General features: G+C 30.8%; 1 protein-coding gene. It reads right to left on the minus strand.

Annotation, left to right across the window (positions count from 1 at the left end; translation table 11 throughout):
* Positions 1-1,410 (minus strand): ABC transporter ATP-binding protein (locus tag B5F09_RS14505; protein ID WP_143357536.1); only part of this gene is annotated, 1,410 nt, incomplete at both ends.

A 1,410-nucleotide genomic window follows, 5' to 3' on the forward strand; every position in this document is an offset into this window, starting at 1 on the left:
AACTTGCATAGTGACTGTCTGTGCTTGCTGATATTTCATCAATTTTACTGCTTATTTCATCACTGTCACTTTCTGGATCGATTAAATAATAAGCATACTGATATTCTAAGTATTCCAAATTCATTTGAAATTTTTCCTCGATCCACTTATCATAAACACCATTTCTTAGATACACCTGATTTTCATAATTATTTTTATGATCTGTTATCCCGGCAATCTTGCAAGAAAAATAGTTTTCTTTAATACATTCATTTTCAAATGATCTATTATTTCCAGAATATTTACAAGTAATATATGAATTGTTGACTAAACTTATCTCTTTGCCTATCAAATCCTCATAACTGGATACTGATTCATTTTCCAATAGTTTATCAGCTACTGTTAATGATATGATTATTTCATCGTCGCTTTTCATCTGATTACCATATAATAATGAAAACTGATAATCATTTTTCATCTGATAAACTACTGTATCTATATAAAATATATAATCAAAATAAATTGAATTACTTATCAAATCATTTGGGTAATCAATGTTTCTAAATCCGTCCATATAATATGAATAATAAAATCTTTTTTCATTACGAACTACATGTTCAGGTCCCCCTTCACTTTCAAAGAATTCTATACTAGCTGCTAGTTTTTGAGTGCTTGGTCGTTTCGGATCTGCTGTTTCTAATACTTTCTTAGCTTCATCATATGTATACATAGGTAGATAATTTGACCAATCATAAATACCTGTATCCCATCCTGCTCGATATCCTATTACCTCATCTACTTCATTCAATACATTTTGAACATCCTGCTTAGTATAAAAATCATATGTGGAATATAATGGATCAGCAACTTGGTAAGACGCAGTTGTTTCATTTTCATCGCTTTTGTTTTCTTCATTACCGATTGTTATTAACAGGTTTTCTCCTGTTGTCCATTTATATTTGGCATCACTCTTTCCTGATACTGAACTGAAAAAATTGATCCCGGCATATAAAGAAAATATCAACAGACTCATTATCACTGCTTTTATTAGACTGTCTCCTGGTCTTGAGATTATCATCTTTTTAATCAGATACAGATATTCTTTTACTGGTCGCTTAATTTTTCTAGACTGTTTTAAATGATATTCTTTTTGTTCACTGATAATCTTATCTTCACTTATATATCCATTTTCCAGTTTACAGATTCGATTGGCATACTGATTACATAAACCCATATCATGACTTACTATTAACACTGGAATATTTTTTCCTGCTTCTTTTAATGCTTCCATGACCAGCTTACTATTAGCGACGTCCAATGCTGCTGTCGGTTCATCACAGATCAGTAAATCCGGCTGACTTAATAGACACTTTAACACCTGAACTCTTTTCTTTTGACCGGTTGATAATTTTTTTACTTTTTTATCCTTAT

This window comes from Erysipelatoclostridium sp. An173, assembly GCF_002160495.1.
Classification (GTDB): Bacteria; Bacillota_I; Bacilli_A; order Erysipelotrichales; family Coprobacillaceae; genus Thomasclavelia; species Thomasclavelia merdavium.